8 protein-coding genes are annotated in these 23,814 nt (G+C 65.8%); 2 read left to right on the forward strand and 6 right to left on the reverse strand.

Going from position 1 to position 23,814, the window contains the following annotated elements:
- Window positions 1-22: 22 nt before the first annotated feature.
- The 6 genes from N5C18_RS05030 to glnA all read right to left on the reverse strand — a co-directional run bounded on the left by N5C18_RS05030 (window position 23) and on the right by glnA (window position 21,788).
- A complete protein-coding gene (locus N5C18_RS05030; protein ID WP_154582869.1) occupies window positions 23-736 on the reverse strand; it encodes a hypothetical protein in 714 nt (237 codons plus the stop codon).
- Entirely contained in the window at window positions 733-16,146 is a 15,414-nt protein-coding gene (locus N5C18_RS05035) for a hemagglutinin repeat-containing protein (RefSeq protein ID WP_279943975.1), read from the reverse strand. Before N5C18_RS05035 ends, N5C18_RS05030 begins: the two co-directional genes overlap by 4 nt.
- Window positions 16,147-16,252: 106 nt before the next feature.
- Entirely contained in the window at window positions 16,253-17,977 is a 1,725-nt protein-coding gene (locus N5C18_RS05040; RefSeq protein WP_053508977.1) for a ShlB/FhaC/HecB family hemolysin secretion/activation protein, read from the reverse strand.
- 286 nt (window positions 17,978-18,263) lie between these two features.
- On the reverse strand, window positions 18,264-19,694 hold the full coding sequence (gene amt / locus N5C18_RS05045) for an ammonium transporter (RefSeq protein WP_053508979.1): 1,431 nt from the start codon (window positions 19,692-19,694) through the stop codon (window positions 18,264-18,266).
- 22 nt (window positions 19,695-19,716) lie between these two features.
- A complete protein-coding gene (locus tag N5C18_RS05050) occupies window positions 19,717-20,055 on the reverse strand; it encodes a P-II family nitrogen regulator (protein WP_004134334.1) in 339 nt (112 codons plus the stop codon).
- A 323-nt stretch (window positions 20,056-20,378) separates the two neighbouring features.
- Window positions 20,379-21,788: a type I glutamate--ammonia ligase gene (gene glnA / locus N5C18_RS05055; protein ID WP_004153533.1), complete on the reverse strand. Its 1,410-nt coding sequence runs from the start codon at window positions 21,786-21,788 to the stop codon at window positions 20,379-20,381.
- A gap of 223 nt (window positions 21,789-22,011) precedes the next feature.
- On the opposite strand from glnA, the gene N5C18_RS05060 reads away from it, so the two are divergent.
- Together N5C18_RS05060 and N5C18_RS05065 are read left to right on the forward strand one after the other, a co-directional pair.
- Window positions 22,012-22,806 (forward strand): undecaprenyl-diphosphate phosphatase, encoded by a 795-nt coding sequence (locus N5C18_RS05060; RefSeq protein ID WP_053508981.1) that lies wholly within the window; start codon window positions 22,012-22,014, stop codon window positions 22,804-22,806.
- 73 nt (window positions 22,807-22,879) lie between these two features.
- Window positions 22,880-23,704, forward strand: a complete 825-nt coding sequence (locus N5C18_RS05065) for an META and DUF4377 domain-containing protein (protein WP_053508984.1) — start codon at window positions 22,880-22,882, stop codon at window positions 23,702-23,704.
- Window positions 23,705-23,814 lie beyond the last annotated feature (110 nt).

A 23,814-nucleotide genomic window follows, 5' to 3' on the forward strand; every position in this document is an offset into this window, starting at 1 on the left:
GTTCATCCTGTCACGCTCTGGACTACTGCAAACCCAAAAGCGCCTTTGCGTGGCGATTGAACTCCAGATATTCCTCATAGGAAAGATCAACCTTGTCACTCAGGAGAATGTAGACACCACTGGCTGTCAATTCCACCTTGTCAACCTTGCCTTCAAGCCGGGAGAAAACCTCCTCGGGTCCGAATCCAAGCGCGTCGCTGCAAAGCCGGGCGTCCCAGAACTGGGCAGGGTACATCGTCAGGATGTTCTTCCTGCCGTCGACATCCTTGACTCCAGCGGCTTTCAGATCTGCAAGGGTTGGCCCCTCCCGGCCCACACCGTCCTGATAGTCCATCGAATACATCCCGTACGTGACCTTCACTCTGTACGCACCGAACGCCTCGGCAACAGAAGCGACGCCATTCCTCAGAACACTCGGATAGTCCACTGCCTTGTTGCTGCTTCTGAACCCATACAGGATGATCTCGTCCAACGCAGCCACATCCGCGTACTCGTACCCGGGCCCCCTGAAAGCGTATGTGCCGATGACTGACAGACCTTTCAGTCCAGTCTTGATCTCATAGCTTGCCAGCAATTCTTCTCCACAGTCGGGTACAGGCGGCAGCTCGAGACCATGGAATCCCAATGGGCATGGGATTGCCGACATCCTGTCCATGACATGGAGATGCCTCTCGGCAATCGAGATGGATCTGTCAGGCCGTGCCTGAAGATAAATTGCTATGCGCTCAGTACTCACTGATTCCTCGTCCTCACAGAAATCACATCATCCATACCATTTTGTCGAATGAAGAAGCGAGCTTCAGCCGCAACCTTCTCGTTGGGAAACTCATAGACAACCTTGAATCCTGGATTCTGCTCCAACGCCGACCTGACCCGGCCCATTGTCGAAAGAACCTCCCGCTGGGTGGAAGGACTCCAGATTGCCAGCTTGGTTTTCGCATCGATAAGAAGAATTTTCTCATTTCCGACCGCCTCGATGCCGTCGAACTTGATGAAGTCAACGCCACGTTCATTGGGATTAGTATAGCGAAGCGCCGGAACGGCAGGCTTTTCGGACGCCACGTCGCTGAAGGCGCCATTTGTCCCGGCCTGGAAATCACGTGCTGCCGGCTTGCCCCGCGGGCTTTCGATGACGTAGATGAGCCCCTTCTTCTCTCCACCGAGCGCACGCGCCTCGGATTCCGTCAGCACACGCGTGTTCTGATTTGGCAACAACTCTTGAACATTGAGGGTCGGCTTTGCGGCGGCACCTGACTCCAACGCCGCCAGCTTCCTGGCCTTCGCTGCCGCACGCATCGCGGTGACATCACCCAGGCTGATCACTGCCAGGGCGACGTCCAGCCCTATGTCACCCTTGGTGAAGCCGTTTGCTGCCACATCGGCCAGGTTCCATTTCTGGTTCAGGCCAAGCTCGTAGCTGGCCGCATCCCAACCGTTCCCGAAGTAGCCTGAAATGGACGACCAGGCGCCGGCACTCTTCTCCTTGACCAGACCCCAGTAGCCAACTTCGCCGATCCGCTGGAAGTCATTCCAAGCCTGCTTGCTGCTCTCGATGGACATGTAGATGGCATTCATCTTCGCCATGTCCATGACCATGCCACCTGCGTTGGTCACCACGCCTGCGCCCGTGCCCGCCTTGTCGAACAGCAGATTCAGAGCAGCGTTGGCTGCCGCCTCCTGCGTCTTCCCATTCAACGCGAGCAGGCCGGCGGTGAATGGATCGCACCGCCCTGCCGCTGCACAGGTGATCTTGTAACGGGCATCCAGCGAGGACGTATGCGTCAGCAGATCGGAGGCGACCTGGCCACCATTGCCCTTCGTCAGTGCCGCCTGGGCCAGATCAAGGCCATTGTCCTTGATCCATCGCAGATAGGTGGAATCATTCTGGGTAAGTGACCAGTAGGCGTCACCCAGTTTCGACTGCTCTGCGCGGCAGGCAGGCGAATCGGCAGCCGCGGTACATGCAGCAATCAATGCCGCATTGCGCGCATCCGACAGCGCCGCCAGCTCCTTCTGTTCGCCGCAACGCTCCCCGCTCTTCATGCAGCTCAGCATGGCGTCCAGGAACTGCATGCGCTCGGCATGATTCAGATAGTTGTTCTCGACAGAGTTCTTGGCAATGGTGGCCCCCAACGCCGCACCCATGGCTCCGTCTCCGCCAATCCCACCTGCCATCGCGCCGACCGCCTGGCCCAATGCCTTGATCTGCTGTTCCTGCTCCGGAGTCAGCTGTCCGCCATTCTGCCGCGCGTAGTAGTCACCCAGGAATTTGGCCGCCAGTTCACCACCTCCGGCAGCAGCAGCCCCGGTACCCGCCGAACCCCCATTCGCCTCCGCAAGCAGCGCGCCCAGAAGCGCGTGCGAGAGCATCTGCATCGCCTCACTGGGGACGGCGCTCTGCTTGTTGGGATCGAAGGTCTTTCCAATCAGCTCAGCAGCGTAGGGCGCGAGTGCGTTCGAGATGACCTGACTACCTGCCTGCCCCGCCACGCTGCCGACCAGCGCGGTGGAGACCGCGTTGAGCGCACGGCCGTAGGTGCCGTCGGGTGCCCACTTCTGCTGCGTGACAAGTGCATCAGGGTAGGAGCTGTCAAACCCGGCAAGGGCAGTGTACTGGTCCTTGGGACTGAGCTTGGCGAAGGCCTCCTTCTCTGCGGCACTCTTTCCCTCCAGATAGGCATCGGTGATCTTGTTGATCCCGTAGCTGCCAATGTCCGATGCGATCTGCTTGCTGGTGGCCAGCACCGTGCTCGCCGCATTCGCCATCGCCTGCTGATCGGCCAGCATCTTGTTGGCATCAGGCATCGCCTCCAGCGCTCGGTGTGCCGCAGCTGCATCGGTATTGACACCAAGCTCGGCCGCCGTGGTCTTCCTGCCGCCGATGGTGATGGTTCCCTCGGTCAGGGTCGCACGCGTGCTTGAGCTGTCGCTGCCGCTTTCATGCATCGGCAGTCCACCGCCGAACGCGACACCATCCACGCTGCCGAACGTTCCGGATTTGATGCTGCTGCCGATGCCCTGCAGCTGCTCAACCGCTCCCACGCCCTTGTCCGTCGGGCCCTTGCCACTGCTTCCGAAGCCCCCACTGATGCTGCCCGACGTGGCCTTGTAATCCATGTGGTTCTGCAGGTCGGTGAAGGTCAGCGAATCAGCGGTCAGTTCACTGTTGCCCGCATTGGTGCTGGCAATCGCGCCGCCCACCAGGTTCACGTGACCTGCATCGACGTGGTACCCGCCATTGCCGGCAAACAGGCCGCTCTGCTGACCAACACCCTGGTAGCTGCCGTTGGCCTTGCCCGCACTGGCATACCCGTCAGCATTCCATGCGGTACCGAACGACACCTGCACGCGACCGCCCACCTGGCTGTTCTTCGACATGCTCTCGGCGATGTCCTGCAACGACTCGATGGTCAGTGTGCCGCCGGTCTTGACGTCGATGCGGTCGGCGGTGGCAGTCGCGCCGCGGAGGGTGGTATCGCCCTCGGCCTTCATCGAGATGTTCTTGCCGGTCAGCGTGGTGTTCTGCCAGGTGCTGCTTTCGGCATTGGACTTGCTGCTGCCGACGCTCGCTTCAGCGTACACATAGACACCGGTCTGAGCGCCCACGGCAACGCCCACGCCGACTTCGGCGCCGGCATTGCTGCTCCTGCTGTGGTCGGCCACATGCGCCTTGCCCGCTTCCAGCAGGATGTCACCGGCCGAATCCAGGCTGAGCGTGTTGCCCGCGCTCAGAGTGCCCTGCACCACATGGATGTCGCCCTGGGTGCTGGTCAGGTTGACGTTGCCGCCACCCTGGATGGTGGAGCCGCGCGAGACCTGGCTGCTGCCATCAGCACTGCTGCTGGAGGTCTTGAACCCGACGCCGGCCTCGGCACTGAGCAGTGCCCCGCCTCCGCCCTTGCCGGCCATGCTGGAGATGGCACTGGCGGCCTGATAGGCATTGGCACCAGCGGCGAGGCCCTGCATCTTCTGCAGGCGGTCGTCGGACTTTCGGGCGGCGTCGACATTGTTGAGCAGATCGATCAACGGCGACTTCACCCGCGCGAAGGCACCGATCTTCAGGTCCTTGTCGCTCTGCGAGTAGTGACCACTTTCGTCGGCGGTCAGCAGCTCGATTTCGGCAGCGGTGATGTTCACGTCCTTGGCGGCCACCACATTGCTGGCGCTCTGCGTGTACTTGCCACCTGCGGTGAGGTTGACGTTGCCGCCCAGGCTGCCGACGGTGCTGGCCACCTGTGAGACCTGCGCGCTGTCATCGCGATGCTGCTCGCGATGCCAGCCGGAGAACTTCTCGGTATCGGAGATCTGCACAGTGCCGATCGCCTTGCTGTCCGAGCGGTTGGCATTGCTGACCGTGTCCTGCCCGCTACGGATCGTCAGGTCACCCGCAGCGCGGATGTTGACGTCTTTCTCGGCCGCGATGTTGGCGGCGGTCAGGCGGATATCACCCTCGGTGGTGGCCATGCGCACGCCTCCACCCACCGACAGCTGGGTACCGGTGATGGTGTCGCTCTGTCCGGCGCCATCGCTGCGTGCGTTGTTGGTGCCGAACGGCAGGCCTGCGGAGTTGGTGGCGATGCCCCAACCCTTGCCACGGCTGTCGCTGCCACTACGCTCGGTGTTGTGCGCGACATCGAAGACGATGTCCTTGGTGGCCAGCAGGACAGCGTTGCCCTCGGCCGACATCTGCGCGCCCTGGCTGGTGATGGAACCACCGTTGGCAATGAGTGAGAGGTTGCCCCCCGCACTGAGCTGACTGACCCGGGCATCACTGGTGGAGTGGCTCTGGTTGCTGTTCGAGCGCTGGCTGCCGGCCGTGATCGCCGGCAACACGGCCGCCGACACGCCGGCCGCCACGCCTTCGGCGGTGCGCGTGATCCGGCCCATCATCGTGCCGCTCTCGGCCATGCCTTCGGTCGCGTTGTCGCGTGCGGTGCGGTATGCCTTGGCCGGGTCGTAGGTGACGCCCACCGAGAACCCGCTGGACTTGCTCGACTGGCTGGACTGGGTGTCCGTCGTATCCTGGCGGGCGAGCAGGTTGATGTCCTTGCCGACCAGGGTCAGGTCCTTGCCAGCGGCCACGTCCGAGGCGGAGATGGTCAACTGGTTACCCGCGTTGATCAGCACCCCGCCTTCGCGCGAAGCAATCGCCGAGCCAACCTGGGTGGTCGACTGCTCGGCAGAACTGCTGCTGTTCTTCGAACTGCCGTAGCCGATCGAGGCGGTGCCATTGGAGAAGCCCCCGGTGAAGCCGGACTTCTTCCTGCTCTGGCTGGACTCGCTGCTGTGATGGTCTTCGGCGGAGGTGATCAGAACGTTGTTGCCGGCACCGAGTATCACATTGTCCGTGGCATCGATCACCGCCCCCACCGCGGTCAGATCGCGGCCGGCGGTGACGTTGACATGCTGTCCTGCCAGGCCGGTGCCGATGGCATAGCTGTCGCTGCTTTCGGCATGGCGGGTGGTGGTGGTACTCGACAACGTCTTCTTTTTCTTCTCGTAGCTGTCCAGGCTGAAGTCATGCGTCTCGCTGGCCGAGAGCAGGTTGACGTCGCGACCGGCGGTCACACTCAACGTGCCATCCGAGCTGATGGCCTGGGTAGCGGTCAGATTGATGTCCCGGTTTGCCCTCAGCACCATGTTGTCGCCAGCCAGCAGCTGGCTGCCGCGCACGGTCTCATCACTCTGGTTGATCTGCAGCGAGCTGCGCTTGCCACCGGCATTGAAGTCGCTGCTGCGGCTGTCCACCAGCACCTGGCTGTTGATGTCTCCACCGGCCTGCAGGGCCAGGCCACCGCCAGCGCTGATGCGGGTTGCGGCCAGGGTGATGTCCTTGCCTGCGGCCAGCACTACGTCGCCAGCACCTTCAACTGAAGACACCGCATGCGTGGTCTGGCTGTTGCTGGTGTGGTTGCGACTGTCGTGGTTCAGCGCGGTGCTTTGGCCCAGCGTCTGCGCACCGAGGTCGAGGTTGCCACCGGCAACCAGCTGGGTGATGCCATTCTTGCCGGCGTTGCGGATCTCCGCCGCCTTGAGGCCGATGTCGCCGCCGGCCACCACCGACAGCACGCCGTCGCCATTGGGGTTGGTGACATACAGGCCGGCCACGCGATCGAGCGTGGTCTTCTGCTGCGACAGGCGATCGCCCTGGTCCTTCCATTCGGAGGTGGTCGAAACCACGGTGATGTTGCCGCCGGCCTTCAGTGCCAGCGCATCGGTGGCCTTTACGGTACTGCCAATGATGTCGATGTCCTGCCGCGCCGACAGGCCCACCTGCTCGCCACTGATCTTGCCGCCGGCCAGGTTGCGGATGTTGCCGGCATCGATGCTGACCAGCTTGCGGCCGGCAATGGTGCCGCTGTTGACCAGGTCACCGCGCAGCTTGACGTCCACCTCCGCGCCGGCCAGCAAGGCGCCATCGTTGCCGAGGTCGCCCGGCATCACCCGCAGGTAGACCTGCGGGACCAGCGCACGGACCACCGAGCCATCGGCCAGGGTGACGTCCTTTTCCACCAGCCAGACGATGTCGCTGGTCAGTCGCGCCATCTGTTCGGCGGTCAGCCCCACGCCCGGTCGCAGGCCCCATTCACTGGCGACCGTAGCACCGGCTTCCAGCAGGGCGCGGTACTGATCCTCATCACTTGCATGGCCGGTAAGGAAGCGGCGCCCGGTGAGCTCACCGATCTGCTCGCGCACCAGCTTCTGCTCGTAGAAGCCATCGCCCAGGCGCTTCTGCGTCTGCGAGGGTTCGAAGCCTGCGCGTTGCAGCAGGTAATCCGAACTGAGCCAATCGCGGTAGCTGGCAAAGCGTGGGTCGGTTTCCACGATGTGGTTGCCACGGTTGGCGTCCACATTGAACAGGCTGGCGGTGGGCGCACTGGCATTCGGGCTGGTGGTCACCACCACGCGCGGGTCAGAACCGGTCGTCGTGGTGGCCTGCTTGCCGTCCACGGCGCCATTGCCACCACTGCCGGCATGCTCCCCGGTTCGGACCGCTGCCGGACCGTTGGCGTTGGCCTGCCCGGCCTGTGCCGCACTGATGTCCTGCGCCGTGCCGGCACCGGTGCCGGCATTGCCGGCCTGGCCGGGACCCTGCACGCCGGCCGTGTCCGCCCGCGTACCTTCGGCCTTGGCCACCGCCTGCTGTTGGCTGCCGCTGGCACCCTGCGCAGCGCCGGCCGTACCGGGCCCCTGTTCGTCCACGCTACCCGCACCCTGGGCCACGCTCTGGCCAGGGCCCTGCACGCTGCCAGCCCCTGGACCCACGGAGCCCGCGCCATGGCCGCCGGTATCCAGCTGCGCCGTGCCCTTGCCACCGCCGGCGTTGGGGTTGCTGCCACCGGTGTTGTCGTTGCGCAGGTTGCCGACATCGATGGTGAGCTTGCCGCCCGCAGTGATCGCCGAGCCCAGCGCACCGGTCTTTTCAGTGATGGGGGCGGCCTTCCAGCGACTGGAAGAGCCACCGTAGGTGATGGACACGTTGTCGAAGGTGCTGGTGCGGGTCAGCTGCTCGGCTGCGTTGATCACCTCGGACTGATCGCGGTTCAGGCCGACGATGGCCAGATCACGACCCGCGGCGATGTTGGCGAAGCGGTTCTCCAGCCGATCGGTGCTGATCCGCATGTTGCCGCCGGCATTGATCACGGCGTTGTCGCCCGCCGAGACCACCACGTCTTCCACCGTGGTACGGGTGGCAATGCGGGTCTTCTCGTTGCCGCTGGTCTCCTGCGTGTGACGCTGCATGTTGATCAGCATCGCGTCGGGATTGTCGTAGTCCGGATAGGTGATGAGCTGCACGCAGGTAGTGCTGCAGGTGCCGTAGGCGGCGTTGTAGTTGAGCGTGTCGGTCACGTACTCCATCGGCGGTGCGCCCGCGCCGCGCGTGCTCAGATCGCGGAACGGATCCTCCGCACCCGCGCCCAGCTGGTCGGGGTTGTTGCGGTTGTCGGCACGGCCGATGTAGTAGATCGTGACCGTGCCATCCTGCACGTTCAGGCGTTCGCGCGAGGCGCGCGCGCCGTGCACGCCGCCACGCGCGAACGCGTAGGCGCTGGTGTTGCTGGTCAACCGGATGACCGCCTTGCGGATCTGCTGGCCATCCGGGGTGACATACGGCGTGTCTTCAAGGATGTCGGCCGGATTGAGATAGTAGATCTCGTACGGCTGGTAGTTCGAGGTGGTGCGGAAATCGCGATTGGTGTTGTTGCCGTTCTTGAACCAGCCGGGTTGCTCCAGCCTGACCGGCGCATGCACGGTGGTGACCTTCTCCACAACTACGTTGTCGCGGATGTTGTTCACCGCCAGCGCGGACAGGTCCAGGTTGCCGCTGACCTCGATCGTGGAACCGAGGTTGTCCACCTTCTGCGCACTACCAACCACTCCCAGCCCGTTCAGTGCGCCGCCGATGGCGGCATCGCCGTCGCTGAAGATCAGGCTCTTGCCGCTGTTGGTCAGTGTGCCAACGCCCAGGTCCAGGCGCTGGCGTGCGGCGATGGTGCCGGCCCGAGCCACACCACCGATGTTGGCCGCCAGGTTGTTGAGAGCGCCGGCCTGGATGGCGATGCGGTCGCCGTAGATGCGGCCGCTGCCGATGTTGTCGATGTTGCCGGCCGTGATATGGGTGACGTTGCCGTCCAGCAGCCCGTAGTTGACCAGTGCACCGCTGGTATCCAGACGCGTCAGCCCGATGCTGCTGATCTCGCCGGTGGTCGCATTGGTGATGTTGCCGGCATGGATGCTGACGTTGGCGCCGGCCAGCTTGCCGCTGTTATCCAGATTGCCCTGCACGGACAGGCTGAGCGTGCCGTTGGCTACCATCTCACCACGGTTGGTGTGGCTCTGGCCCAGTTCCAGGGTCATGTCACCCTGCGACATCAGCTTGCCGTCACCGACGATCTCGCGGGTACGGAGGGTCTGCTGCCTGCCGGCCACCAGCGTGCCGCCACTGTTGACCAGCGTATCGGCGCGCACATCGGAGGTCAGGGCCGCCGAGATCTGGCCACCGCTGTTGTCCAGGCGCTGGTTCACCTGCAGCAGCAGGTCGTCGGCCAGCACCTGGCCGTTCTGGTTGTCCAGGTTGCTGGTGGTCACCTGCAGGTTCTTGCCCTGCAACCCCAGTGCAGGACCATTGCCCTGGCTGAGCGTGTTGCGGTTGTCGACGTAACCTGCGTGCAGGTCAAGGCGGCCGGTCGCTGCCAGCAGGCCACCGCTGTTGAGCAGGGCGCCCTGCAAGCCGATGTCGGCACTGCCACCGGCGGTCACGTTGCCACCGCTGTTTGCCAGCTGCTGCGCCCGCAGCAGCAGGTCGGCGGCACTCACCAGCGCGCCACCGCCGCCGTTGTCGATGTTGATGGCCTGTACATCGGCGCCGGCCTTGGCGAACACCGAGCCGCCTCGATTATCCAGATCGCCACTGCGGATCTGCAGCGCGCCGCTGCTGACGATGCCGTTGCCATTGGAGGCGGCATTGGTCAGCCGCTGTCCGGAGGTGTCGATGCTGAGCGCCGCCGCCGACTGCAGCAGGCCACCGGTGTTGTCCAGCGCACCACTGCGCAGCGCTGCATCTCCGGAGAGGCTGGCAATGATGCCGATGCGGTTGTCCAGCGCCTGGCCGTGGGTATCCAGCTGCAGGTCGTTGGCGATGATCCGGCCACTGTTGTTGTTCAGACCGCCGGCCGAGACCTGCAGGTGCTTGCCGGCCTGGAGCAGCCCACCGCCGTTGCGCAGCAGATCGGTGCTGGTCAGGTGCAGATCCTGCCCCGCAGCCACGGTACCGCCACTGTTGTTGACGGCCTGCGCCTCGGCCTGCAGCGCGCCTCCAGCGGACAGGGTGCCCTTGTCGCTGTTGTCGAGCAGGCCGTCCACGCGTACGGTCAATGCGCTGCTGCCATCGCTGTGCACGGTGCCGCCGCGATTGTCGAGCGTGCCCACGCTGATGCCCGCATCGCCTGTGGTCAGGATGCGACCGCCGCGATTTTCCAGTGCCTGGTTGATCGCCAGGGTGCTGCTGCCGCTGCCGGCGGCCTGGATCGTGCCCTGGTTGTTGAGCAGGTGCGCGCTGCGCAGATCCAGCGTGCCATTGCCGGCAAGCGTGCCACCAGTATTGTCCAGGCGGTCGCGTGCGTACACATTCAGTACATCGGTGCCCGAAGCGATGATCGAACCACCCGCATTCAACAGCGTGCCCGTCCCCACGGCGATGCGCGCAGCGGCCAGCGTTCCATTGCGCAGATCGGTGGTTTCGCCCGTCAATTGCACGGCGCCGTTGCTGAGCAGCTTGCCATCCTGGCCATTCAAGATGTGCGCGTTGATGGCCAACGTGCCCGATCCAGCCTGCTGCACGGTGCCGCCGGCATTGCCGAACTGTGCGGTGGTGAGGGTCAGGTCGCCGTTGCTGGCGATCTGGCCTGTCCCGCTGTTGTCCAGTGACGTGGTGGCCTGCACGCGGCTGGCCTGCGTGCCCGTCGCCAGCAGCTTGCCGTTCTGGTTGTCAAAGCGGTCGGAATCGATATTGAAGTGATCGGCACTGAGCGTGGCGCCGCGATGGTCCACGGTCACTGCATCCAGCTGCAATGCGCCCGCCGTGGCAATGCTTCCGCCGGCCCCGTCCAGCTGGTTGGCCTGTATGGTCAACGTGCCCTTGCCTGCATGGACAATGCTGCCAGCCACGTTGAGCAGCTGCACCGCGTCCAGGCGAAGGTTGCCGGCATTGCTGGCCAGGGTGCCACGACTGTTGTCGAAGCGGCCGGCGACGTTGATCCGGGTATCGGTCGTACCTGCCGAGCTCAACGTGCCACCCACGTTCGACAGCGAACCGGCGCTGATCTGCTGCGCTCCGTTGGCGGCGATCGTGCCGCCGTCATTACCCAGCGCCCCGCGCACCTGCAGCGCCATCGTCTGGTGGCCGGTGGCGTTCAGCGTACCGCCCGTGTTGTCCAGCTGGCCGGCCTCGACGCTGACCTGCTGCGCGGCGGTGGTGCCTGCGCTGAGATCCAGCGTCTCACCCTTCAGTTGCAGCTCGCCGTTGCTGACGATGCGCCCGCCGTGGCCCTGCAGCGTGGTGGCATCGATCTGCAGCAGGCCGTCACCCGCCTGCTCGATACTGCCGCTGCGGTTGTCCAGCGCCGCAGCCGCCACCTGCATGCCCGCGCCGCTGGCGATGACACCCTTGTTGCCGTTGTCGAGCAGGCCGTCGGCCTTGACCACCAGCCGTGCGGCGCTGCGCATCGTGCCGCCCTGGTTGTCGATGCTGCCGGAGCTGATGCCAAGCCCACCATTGGCCAGGATGCGGCCGCCGCGGTTGTTGAAGTCCTGGCCGATGATCAGCTGGCTGGCCGCTGTACCTGCGGACTGCAACGTGCCGCCCGCGTTGAACAGCGCGGGACTGCGCAGGTCCAGCCCGCCGTTGCTGGACACGGTACCGCCGCTGTTGTCGACGCGTTCGCGCGCGCTCAGCCGCAGCATGTCATTGCCGGTGGCGGTGAGCGTGCCGCCGGCGGTGATCAGGGAGCCGGTGTCGATCTCGATGCGCTTGGAGGAGGTGACACCTGCCCGCAGGTCGGTGGTGGTGCCCTTGAGCAACAGGCTGCCATTGCTGACCAGCGTGCCGCCGGTGCCGTTGAGCGTGGCGGCGTCGATCGACAGAACGCCTTCGCCGGCGTGCTGCACGGTGCCGCCAGCATTGCCGAACACCGCCACCTGGATGCCGAGGTCGCCGTTGCTGGCCAGCAGGCCGCCCTCGCCGTTGTCCAGCGTGCCGACCACGTCGATCGTGCTGCCTTCGGCACCGGTCGCGATGACCTTGCCGGCCCGGTTGTCGAAAGACTGTACGTCCAGTGCGATGCGCTCGGCCTGCAGAGTGGCACCGCGATGGTCTACGCTGTCCGCCTGCAGGGTGATGCCGCCTGCGCTGGCGATGGTGCCGCCCTGACCATCCAGTTGCCCGGTATGCAGCAGCAGGCCCTGAGTGCCGGCATGGCTGAGCGTGCCCTTCACGTTGGCCATGCGGCCCGCGTCGATCTTCAACGTGGCGCCATTGCTTGCGAGCAGGCCGTTGCTGTTGTCGAGCAGGCCATCGACGCGCAGTTCAGTAGAGGCGCTGCCTGCTGAACTGAGGGTGCCGCCACGATTGGAAAGCTCGCCGGCTTCAATGTGCTGGGCACCGTTGCTGGCGATGGTGCCCGCGTCGTTGGCCAGCCGCCCGCTGACCTGCAGCGCCAGCGTTCCGCTGCCAGTAGCGCGCAGCGCACCGGCACTGTTGTCCAGGCTGTCGGCCACGATGTCGAGCTGCTCGGCCGCCACGCTGCCGCCGCGGAGGTCCAGCGACCCTCCCTGCAGAGCCAGTGCGCGGGCAGCACCGATGCTGCCGCCTTGGCCCGACAGTGCTTCCGCCTCGATGTGCAGGTTGCCGTTGGCAGAGATCGAGCCGTTGCGGTTCTCCAGCTGTGCTGCCCGGATCGCAGAGGCCGCTTCACCCGCTGCGATCAGCGTGCCGTGGTCGTTGACGAAGCGCCCCGCACGCACGTTGATGGCGCCATTGCTGCCCAACGTTCCGCCGGTATTGTCGAGCAGGCTACGGGCCTGCAGCTGCAGCGCCTGGGTGCCAAGCGCACTCAACTTGCCACCCGCGGTGGTCACGCTGTCGCCGTCGATGCTGATGCGTTGCGCCGTCGTGGTGCCGTCGCGCAGATCGAGGGTGCCGCCCTGCAGGTCCAGCGAACCGTTGCTGAGCAGGGTGCCACCGGCGCCGGCCAGGTCCTGCGTGGCGATGGCCAGGCTGCCGGAACCGGCCTGCTGCACGGTTCCGCCGGCATTGCCGAAGGTGCGCACGTGGATGTCGAGGTTGCCATTGCTGGCGAGGGTGCCGCCATTACCGTTGTCCAGCGTGCCCTGCACGCGCAGGATATTGCCCCCGGTACCGGTGGCGATGATGCGCCCGCCGCGGTTGTCCAACCCGGTCGCCGTGATATCCAGCTGCGCGGCAGCCAGCGACGCGCCCTGGTGGTCGACCTCGGCCGCCGTGAGCTGCAGGGCACCGGCAGTGGCGATCTGTCCCTTCGCCCCATCCAGGCGCCCGGTGTCGATGACCAGGCCGGCGCTGCCCGCATGGCTGAGGGCACCGTTGGCATTGACCAGCGCGCCGCTCTTCAGCTGCAGATTGGCCGCATTGCTCGCGATGCTGCCGCCGCTGTTGTCGAGCGTGCCGTCGACCCGGATCTCCGAAGCCGCCGTACCCGCCGAGTTGAGCGCGCCGCCGCGGTTGGACAGCGTGCCCGCCTGGACGTGCTGCGCGCCATTGGCGCTGATGCTGCCACCGTCGTTGCGCAGCAGGCCCTGCACCTGCAGTTGCATCGCGTTGTTGCCCAATGCCAGCAGGCTGCCGCCGCTGGTGTCCAGCCCCGTGGCCGTGATCTTCAGGTCACGGGCGCGGGTGCTGCCCTTCTGCAGGTCCAGCTGCTGCCCGCTCAACTGCAGCTGGCCGTTGCTGGCGATGCTGCCGCCAGGCCCCTGCAGGGTAGTCGCATCGATCTGCAGTGTGCCGGTGCCAGCGTGGTCGATGCTGCCGCCCTCATTCAGCAGGCCATGGGCATTTATCTCCAGGTCGCCGTTGGCGGACAGCAGACCGCGCTGGTTCTGCATCTGTTGGCGGGCATGGATGCGGCTGGTGCCGGTGCCTGCGGCGATCAGTTTGCCGCCGTCGTTGATGAGGATGCCGCCGTTGATGTCCAGCGCACCATTGGCGCCAACGGTACCGCCGCTGTTGTCCAGGGTGCGCGATACCTGCAGCTGCAGCGCGTCATTGTCCGTCGAGGTCAGCATGCCACCGGCGGTGGTCAGCTCGCCGGCGCGCACATCGATGCGCTGCGCGGCGGTGGTGCCGTTGCGCAGGTTCAGGGTGTCGCCGTGCAGCTGCAGGGTGCCATTGCTGAGAACGGTGCCGCCCAGGCCCTGCAGGTTGGCGGTGGTGATGCGCAGGTTGCCGGTGCCTGCCTGCTGCACGGTGCCGACAGCATTGCCGAAGGATGCTGCGTCGATCTGCAGGTCGGCATTGCTGGCCAGCAGGCCGCCGTCGCTGTTGTCCAGATGATCGCGGACGTTGAGCGTACTGGCCTGCTGCCCGGTGGACAGCACGCGCCCACCACGGTTGTCGAAGGCCTGTGCGGTCAGCTCAAGCTGGCGGGCGACCAGCTGCGCACCGCGGTGGTCGGCGCGGCCCAGCAGCAGGTTGGCCGCACCAGCGGTCGCAATGCTGCCCTGCGTGCCCTCCAGGACCTGCGCACGCAGCAGCAGTCCGTCACCGCCGGCGTGGTTGATGCTGCCCCGCGTGTTGATCACGGTGCCGATATCGAGGCCAAGGCGCGTGGCATTGCTGGAGATGCTGCCTTCGCTGTTGTCGAGCCGGCCGATCGTCCAGTTCGTTTCGGCACTGCCGCCGTGGGCAAGGCTGCCGCCGCGGTTCGACACAGATTGCGCCTGCAGTTCAAAGCCACGCGCGAACGTCATGCGTCCGCTGCTGTTGTCCAGCTGCAGCACCCGCGCGCTGGCCGCCCCCTGCACCTGCAGCGTGCCACGGGCATTGCGCAGCGCCTGTCCCTGTACCTGCAGGGTGCTCGCGCCCAACGTACCGTCGCTGTTGTCCAGGCTGTTGCGGGCGCTGAGCTGCAGATCGCCGGTGGCTTCAATGCGGCCGCCGTCGTTGTTCAGTGTTCCGGCAATGTTGAGCAGACCGGCTGCCAGCGGCGGCGTGACCGGTGCGGTACCACCAGTGCCCGGCGTACCCGTACCTGGCGTACCCGTACCTGGCGTGCCGGTGCCTGGCGTGCCCGTTCCTGGAGTGGTACCGCTGCCGTCACCATTGCCGCTACCCGGCGACGTACTGGCCACATTGCCGATGCGGCCCTGCAGATTGCTGAGGTCGGCGGCCTGCAGCTGAAGCACCTGCGTGCCAAGCTGTTCGATGCTGCCGCCGCGGTTGCGCAGCGCATCGGCGTTCACTTCGATGCGACGCGCGTTGAGCGTGCCGCCACTGTTGTCGGCATCCTGGGGGGTCTGCAGGCGCAGCTCGCGCTCGGCACTGAGCGTGCCGGCATTGGCGATGCCACCGCTGGCATCGATGCGCAGGTCCTGCTGCGCATGCATTGCGCCGATGTTCTGCAGCCGGCCATCGGCGGTGACCACCAGCTCGCCAGCCTGTGCACCGATCTTGCCGGCATTGCGCACGCCGACGCCATGCTCGTTGCCGACCAGCCAGATGCGGTTGGCGTACATGCCACCGAGCGCGCCCACGTCCAATGCGAAGGCCGGTGCTGCGGTGGCAGCGGGCTGCACCTGCACGCTGCTGTGATCGGCACTGACCACGTTGCTGCCCAGGCTGGCCTGCAGCTGGTTGGCCCAGATGCCGGCGTTGACCTGCAGGGAGCGCGTGATGATGTCGGTGTAATCGGCGCGGCTGGTATCCAGGCCGGCGCCACCGACACCAACGCTGCCTCCTTCCACGCGATAGCCCTCCAGCACGCCATTGCTGACGATCGGCGTGCCGGTGGTCAGAGTGACACGGCTGGCGTTGAGGAAGCCGGCACCATTGACCTGGATGCCGGCCGGATTGGCGATGACCACCTGCGCCCGGGCCCCGGCCACCTCCACATAGCCGTTGAGGTGGCTGGGATTGCTGCTGTTGACCTCGTTGAGGATGACGCGTGCGGTGCCGGTCGCCAACCACGGATTGCCCTGAACCCAGCCGCCGAGCTGGGTCTGCACGTCGCCGCGCGAGTTGTTGAGGATGACACCCTGCTGGCCAACGTCGAACTGCTGGTAGGTATTGCGCGACACCCCGCCCGCACTGGGCGTGGTGATGTTCACCTGGGGCGTGCCATTGGCCGAAGTGACCACGGTCGGGCGCTGGTTGGCCGGTGCGCCCGGGTCGGCGGCAATCCGGCCCGGGTCAGTTGGCGCCTGCTGTGCGGACAGCGGCTGCACCAGTCCCACCCAGCCCAGCACCAGCCACAGCGCGAAGCTGATCGGCTGCAGGGTACCGACCGTCCGGCCGCCGCGGTGATCGACGCCCCCCTGGGCAGCGCTGACCAGTTCGGACGCAACCTGCATGACACCCAACGTGCGGTTGAAGACCAGACGATAGATTTTGTTCACGGCGCTGATTCCTTTCGGTGCTGTTGGGTTGTGCGCGCAGCAGGCTGCGCGGTGCTGCATCGTGCCGGTCGCGCTGGATGCAGTGCGTACCGGGGATGCGCAGGCGTCAGAACGAGACGCCCAGGTTCATTCCGAACGTGGTGTAGGCGGTCTGGAAACCGCGCGGCTTGGACAACGGGCTGCCGACAAAGGCATCCCAGTTGATGTGGCGGGTACCACCGCGAAGGCCGAGTGCGGTGCCGGTCAGCCGGTCACCCAGCAGGCGCGCGGTGGACGGACCGGCAACACGACCGTGATCGATGGCAACGTAGGCCTCCACGCCACCGCCCAGGGCGGCGCCCAGCTCATTGCGCAGCAACCAGCCACGCTCGCCGGTGAGCGACATTTCGCCGTCGAAGCCACGCACGGTGTAGCGGCCACCGATGGAGAAGCGGTCCTGCGGCACCAGCGGCGAGCGATTCCACTGCGCGCGCCAGCTGCCGGTGTAGCGCAGGCTCTGGCGGCCCCACTGCATCGGCACCACCAGCTGCGCATCGGCGGTGTAGATGCGGCCATGCGCCGTACCTTCGCCGAAGGCCTCTTCCGGCGCACGCAAAGCGTTGAAAGCGCCGGTACCCTTGCGGTACGCCAGGTTCACATCCAGTGTGGCCTTGCCGATGAAGTGGCGGTGGCCCAGGCCCAGCTCCCAGCCCGCCATGCGACGGCGCTGAACTTCGATCTCGGTATCGTTGATGAAGTTGTCCGATTCGCGGTACCAGCCGCGCGCGTACATGCTGGTCTTGGCATGCGCATTGCGGAACAGCATGCGGGCCAGGCGAAGCTCGGCGTTGCGGCTGGAGCCGCTGTAGACATAATTTTCGAACGCACCGGCAACGGTCTGCTCATAGTCGTAGCTGCTGGCGTTGGCACCCAGCAGCCACGCGCCCAGCGGCACGCTGTAGTGCGCCGACCAGCTGTCGGTGCTACGCTCGCTGCCATTGAATGCCGACCGGCCCACGTTGACGTAGAACAGATCGCTCAGGCCGGCAGGGTTGTCCACCGATACGGTGGCGCCTGCCTGCATCTTGCCGGTGGACTGGCTGCCCGCGTCATCCAGGGTGAGGTTCACCCGCACCGGACGGACCTGCTTCCAGCTGATCAGCAGGTCGCTCTCGCCCGGTTTGGCAGCGGCGCCATCGGCCGGTGGTGCGATCTGTATGTCCACCGACGCGGTCGGCACCCGCTGCAGGTTTTCCAGCGCCTGCTCGATGTCACGCAGGTTCAGCACATCGCCGTGCGCCACCGGCACCGTGTTCCAGAGGGCGGGGGGGCGGCCTTCGCCAGCAGCAAAGCGGATGGCGTTGACCCGTCCAGGCACGACGGTCAGCGTCAGGACGCCTGTCTTCAGGTCCTGCGGTGCGGCAAGAATGCGGGTGGTGACGTAGCCGCGCTCGATGATCGCGTTCTGCACGCGTTTCATCACCATGTCCACGCCGGCGGTGCCCAGGCAGCGCCCCGTGGCGGGGTCGCTGCGCGGATCGGCGGCCGCCAGCGCCCAGCGGAAGCGGTCGGCAAGATCGCCCTGCAACGCGATGGTGTGGATGGTGAAGCACGGTGACTCATCAGCCGGCAGATGGCCAAGGTCTTCCGTGGAGGGCTGCAGCCGGACATCCGGTGTGGACTCCTGCTGCTCGCGCAACGCGCGCTCGCGCTCCTGCTGTCGGAGCAACTCCTGCTCCGGCGATACCGCCTGTGCCCAGGCCGGTGCCTGCACGCCGGCGATGGCCAGTGCCACGCCCACCGACAACCGCCACCGCAACGTGCGGCTGCGTACATAACGTCCCTGTTCCACGATGCTCTTTTCCCTGCAATTGGCTGCCAGACCGGCGAAGAACCGGTCGGAAGAGGCAGCACTTTAAGGGAATCGCGTTACAGGAAACAGAGCCGCCGGGCGGCGACCGCGAGGCGTTCAACGCAAAATTGTGAAGCCCGACGAAGGGCATTCTGCTGCCGGCCCGCGCGTGGACTCTGCCCCGAGTGGGCCGTTGCGTCAGCAGGTGCCCGCGATGCAAGGTGATGCCGACAATCCCCCCACTGCCACGGGCAGTGGGAGGACGCCGTTGAAACCGTGAAGCCGGTCAGGCCTCGTAGGCCGATTCACCATGCGATGTGACATCCAGGCCGGTGCGCTCTGCTTCCTCGGTGACACGCAGGCCGACCACGCTGCGCACCACCAGCAGGATCAGCGTGGTCACCACCGCCGACCACAGCACGGTGAGGCCGACGCTGACCACCTGCACCCACACCTGATGGGCGATATCCAGATCGGCCTTGGTGCCGCCCAGCGACTGTGCGCTGAACACACCAGTGAGGATGGCACCGACGATGCCGCCGACACCGTGCACGCCGAACACGTCGGCGGTGTCATCCACCTTCAGCAGGCGCTTGAGACCGGTCACACCCCACACGCAGACCACGCCGGCGACGAAACCGATCACGATCGCGCCAAGCGGACCGACCGTACCGCAGGCCGGGGTGATGCCAACCAGGCCGGCCACCGCACCCGAGGCGGCACCCAGTGCCGACGGCTTGCCCTTGCCGATGGCTTCCACCAGCGTCCAGCCCAGCACGGCAGCGGCGGTGGCCAGCACGGTGTTGAGGAAGGCCAGCGAGGCCACGGTATCGGCCGCGGCAGCGGAGCCGGCATTGAAGCCGAACCAGCCCACCCACAGCAGCATCGCGCCGATATAGGTGAACGGCACGTTGTGCGGCTTCAACGCGGTCTGGCCGTAGCCCAGGCGCTTGCCAACGAACCATGCGGCGACCAGGCCGGCCACGCCCGCATTGATGTGGACCACGGTGCCGCCGGCGAAATCGATCGCACCCAGTTCACCCAGGTAGCCACCGCCCCAGACGATGTGCGCCATCGGGATGTAGCTGAGGGTGAACCACAGCGCCGAGAACAGCAGCACCGCGCGGAACTTGATCCGTTCGGCGAAGGCGCCGACGATCAGCGCGGTGGTGATGCCGGCGAAGGTCGACTGGAAGGCCACGAACAGGTAGTCCGGCAGGCCCTTGATCGGCGTGTTGCCGACCGAGTCGGGGGTGAAGCCCTTGAGGAAGGCGAATTCGGTGAACGAGCCAAAGAACGGATTGCCGGCACTGAACACCGCGCTGTAGCCATACGCCACCCACAGCAGCAGCACCAGCGAGAAAACCACCAGGATCTGGCTGAGCACCGACAGCACGTTCTTCGAACGCACCAGGCCGCCATAGAACAGCGCCAGCCCGGGCACCACCATCAACAGCACCAGCAGGGTGGAAGTGAGCATCCACGCGACGTCGCCGCGGTCATAGGCGGCAGCCGCTTCGGCCATCGCAGGTGCGGCGGCCGCCGCAGCCGGGTCCTGCAACGACTCAACCGCAACGGTTTCGCTGGGCAGCGGTGACACCTGGGCCTGGGCGTGAGCAGTGCCCGGCCACGCGCCGGCGGCCAACGCGCTGAGCAGCATCAGCAGGCACACGATATGGAACCGGGCTTGCCACCCGGTGAGAAGGCGCATCTTCATGGGGGAATCTCCGGAAGGGGGATTACAGCGCGTCGGCACCGATCTCGCCGGTGCGGATGCGGATGACCTGTTCGACGGCGGTGACGAAGATCTTGCCGTCACCGATCTTGCCGGTGCCGGCCGACGACTGGATCGCCTCGATCACCGCATCGGCACGCTCGTCGGTGACCACGGTTTCGATCTTGATCTTGGGCAGGAAGTCGACGACGTACTCGGCGCCGCGATACAGCTCGGTGTGGCCCTTCTGGCGGCCGAAGCCTTTCACTTCGGTCACGGTGATGCCCGACACGCCTGCGTCGGAGAGGGCCTCGCGGACCTCGTCGAGCTTGAACGGCCGGATGATGGCGGAGATCAGTTTCATGCGCATGTCCCGAGGGTGGATGGGGCCAGCGCGCCAGCGCGCGTTGGCATCAGGCAACCACCGGCCATCCGGATGATGGCCGTGGCTGTTGCACCGGACACGTACAGGGCCGGGACGGCCGTGCCTCTCTCCTTGCACGACCGACGCGGGAGGGAGGGCGGCCCTGGTCGCGTATCCGGTCTCTCTCTTGCCCCTGGATCAGGGGTCAGAGCCCGTTCGTGAACGAAAGGGATCCGACCCCGATCTGACCGCGGCTCCCCAGCCGCGAAGTCGGAAGCGATGGCGGCGGGTGGGAGGGGGAAGCCCACCGCCATCGCCACCGGTCAGCTGGCGTAGTACAGCTGGTATTCCAGCGGGTGGGTGGCCGCGCGGAACTTGGTCACTTCCTGCATCTTCAGCGCGATGTAGCCGTCGATGAAGTCATCGCTCATCACGCCGCCGGCCTTCAGGAACTCACGGTCCTTGTCCAGCGCTTCCAGCGCCTGGTCCAGCGAGGAGCAGACCTGCGGGATCAGCTTCTCTTCTTCCGGCGGCAGGTCGTACAGGTCCTTGTCGCTCGGTGCGCCCGGGTCGATCTGGTTCTTGATGCCGTCCAGGCCGGCCATCATCAGCGCGGTGAAGGTGAGGTAGCCGGACTGGATCGGATCCGGGAAGCGCATTTCGATGCGGCGCGCCTTCGGGTTGGACACCCACGGAATGCGGCACGAGGCCGAACGGTTGCGCGCCGAGTAGGCAAGCATCACCGGGGCTTCGTAGCCCGGCACCAGGCGCTTGTAGCTGTTGGTGCCAGAGTTGGCGAAGGCATTGATGGCCTTGGCGTGCTTGAAGATGCCGCCGATGTACCACAGCGCCAGCTGGCTCAGGCCGCCGTAGCCGTCACCGGAGAACAGGTTGGTGCCGCCCTTGGACAGCGACTGGTGCACGTGCATGCCGCTGCCGTTGTCGCCGACGATCGGCTTGGGCATGAAGGTGACGGTCTTGCCGTTGCGGTGCGCGACGTTCTTGATCACGTACTTCATGCGCAGCAGTTCGTCGGCCTTCTGCACCAAGGTGCTGAACTTGGTGCCGATCTCGCACTGGCCGGCGGTGGCCACTTCGTGGTGCTGCACTTCCACTTCGATGCCGACCTGTTCCAGCGTCTTGCACATTTCGGCGCGCAGGTCGTGCAGGGTGTCGGTCGGCGGGACCGGGAAGTAACCGCCCTTCACGCCCGGGCGGTAGCCGCTGTTGGCGCCGTCGTACTTGGCGCCGCTGTTCCACGCCGCTTCTTCCGAGTCGACCTGGAAGAAGGTGTGGCCCATTTCATTGGCGAAGCGGACCGAGTCGAAGATGAAGAATTCCGGTTCCGGGCCGAAGAACGCAGTTTCGGCGATGCCGGAGGACTTCAGGTAGGCCTCGGCGCGCTTGGCGATGCCGCGCGGGCAGCGGCCGTACGGCTGCATGGTGGCCGGGTCGAGGATGTCGCAGCTGATCACGATGGTCGGATCGGCGTAGAACGGGTCGACGTAGGCGCTGGCGGTATCCGGCAGCAGCACCATGTCCGATTCGGCGATGCCCTTCCAGCCGGCGATCGAGCTGCCATCGAACATCTTGCCTTCTTCGAACAGCGACGGCTCGACGATGCTGACCGGGAAGGTCACGTGCTGCTCGACACCACGCATGTCGACAAAGCGCAGGTCGACGAACTCGATCTGGTTGTCCTTGATCAGCTTTTCTACGTTTTCCACGGACATCGGTACGACCTCGGATGGGGATGAATGCCTGCTGAGGTACAGCAACGACCGTGCCAACTTTTCAGTAACTGCAAGTCATTGATTTCAAACAGGGCGCCCCGTCGCGGTGCAGAACGGTCCGCACCAAACGGGTGCGCCCGCCACCAGACGCACCCGTTTGGTGCAGCAGGGATCGTCTATCCTCTCGACCTTCTTCCTTCCGCCGCGCGTGCACGCACCGTCCATGTCCGACCTGCTCTCCGCCCTGCTGCTGGGCATCCTCGAAGGCCTCACCGAATTCCTGCCGATCTCCAGCACCGGCCATCTGCTCATCGCCCAGCACTGGCTGGGAGCCCGCTCGGACTTCTTCAACATCGTCATCCAGGCCGGCGCGATCGTGGCCGTGGTGCTGGTGTTCCGCCAGCGCCTGCTGCAGCTGGCCACCGGCTTCAACCAGCGCGAGAATCGCGAGTACGTGTTCAAGCTGGGCGCCGCCTTCCTGGTCACCGCCGTGGTCGGGCTGGTGGTGCGCAAGGCCGGCTGGTCACTGCCGGAGACGGTCACCCCGGTGGCCTGGGCACTGATCATCGGTGGCGTCTGGATGCTGCTGGTGGAGGCCTACACCGCGCGCCTGCCCGACCGCGACCAGGTGACCTGGACGGTGGCGATCGGCGTGGGCCTGGCGCAGGTGGTGGCCGGCGTGTTCCCCGGCACTTCGCGCTCGGCCTCGGCGATCTTCCTGGCCATGCTGCTGGGCCTGAGCCGCCGTGCGGCCGCCGCCGAATTCGTGTTCCTGGTCGGCATTCCCACCATGTTCGCCGCCAGCGCCTACACCTTCCTGGAAATGGCCAAGGACGGAAAGCTGGGCAGCGAGAACTGGACCGACGTGGGCGTGGCCTTCCTTGCCGCTGCCGTCACCGGCTTCGTCGTAGTGAAGTGGCTGATGGGCTACATCAAGTCGCACAGGTTCACCGCCTTCGCCATTTACCGCATCGCGCTGGGCGCGGCGCTGCTGCTGTGGTTGCCGTCCGGCAGCTGAACAGCGCCGGGGCCCGGCAACCCCGTTGCCGGCCCTACCCCGTTTCCCCCACGGTTCCCCAAGGAGAATCACCATGAACCGCAAGCTCACCCTGCTCCTCCCGCTGGCCATGATGGCCGCCTGCAGCCAGACCCCGGCCCCGGCCGGCACTGGCGGCGACGACGTGGCCCCGGCCGCGGCCAAGGCAGCAGACCAGCAGACGCTGGCGCACCTGGATGCGCAGCGCCTGCAGAGCCAGCACTGGCTGCTGCAGCAGGCCACCGGCGCCGACGGCAAGCGCATCGATGCGCTGTTCGCCCGCGAAGACAAGCCGGTCACCCTGGACTTCGCTGATGGCCGCCTGTCGGTAAGCAACACCTGCAACCACATGGGCGGCAGCTACCGCCTGGCCGACGGCAAGCTGACCGTGGGCGCGATGGCGTCGACGATGATGGCCTGCACCGACAAGGCGCTGATGGCGCTGGACGAGGCCGTGTCGAGCCGCCTGCAGGGCGAGCTGAAGGCCGAGCAGGATGCCGACGGCACGCTGACCCTGACCACCGCCAAGGGCGACGTATTGGTGTTCAACCCGGAACCGACCGCTGAAACCCGCTACGGCGGCGCCGGCGAAACCGTGTTCCTGGAAGTGGCGGCCAAGACCGAGAAGTGCTCGCACCCGCTGATTCCGGATTACCAGTGCCTGCAGGTGCGCGAGGTGAAGTTCGACGACAAGGGCCTGAAGCAGGGTGAGCCGGGCAAGTTCGAGAACTTCTACGGCAACATCGAGGGCTACACCCACGAAGACGGCGTGCGCAACGTGGTGCGCGTGAAGCGCTACGAGGTGAAGAACCCGCCGGCCGATGCCCCGTCGCAGGCGTACGTGCTGGACATGGTGGTCGAGTCGGCCATCGAGAAGTGATGTAGAGCCGACTGTTAGTCGGCTGGCTCTTGAAGGGCGGCCGCGAAGCCGCCCTTCTTCATGGCGGGTAGAGCCGGCCGCTGGCCGGCTGCCCAGCGGGCGCCGCCAAC

The organism is Stenotrophomonas sp. GD03930 (genome assembly GCF_029839665.1).
Lineage (GTDB): Bacteria > Pseudomonadota > Gammaproteobacteria > Xanthomonadales > Xanthomonadaceae > Stenotrophomonas > Stenotrophomonas forensis.